Origin of the sequence: Streptomyces viridochromogenes (assembly GCF_001270495.1) — a bacterium.
Classification (GTDB): Bacteria; Actinomycetota; Actinomycetes; order Streptomycetales; family Streptomycetaceae; genus Streptomyces; species Streptomyces viridochromogenes_A.
On sequence record NZ_LGUR01000155.1, the window covers coordinates 1 to 294 of the forward strand.

The window sequence follows — 294 nt, forward strand, 5'->3', positions numbered from 1 at the left end:
GGGGATGCCGGCGGCGCGCAGGAGGTCCCATTTGCCGGGGCTGGCGGTGGCGTAGACCTCGGCGCCGAGGTGCCGGGCGATCTGCGTCGCGGCGATACCCACTCCGCCCGCGGCGGCATGGACGAGCACCGACTCACCCTTCTTCAACCCCGCCAGGTGATGGAGGGAGTAGTACGCCGCGAGGAACACCCATGACACCGAGGCTGCTTGGGCGTAGGTCCAGTGGTGGGGGATGGGGGTGATGGTGCGGTGGTCGGCGATGGCGTGGGGGCTGATGGTGGCGGGGAAGACGCC

At 70.7% G+C, this 294-nt stretch carries 1 protein-coding gene; it reads right to left on the reverse strand.

From position 1 onward, the window contains the following. On the reverse strand, nucleotides 1-294 hold a 294-nt coding region (locus ADK36_RS16470; RefSeq protein WP_048587684.1), incomplete at both ends, for a hypothetical protein.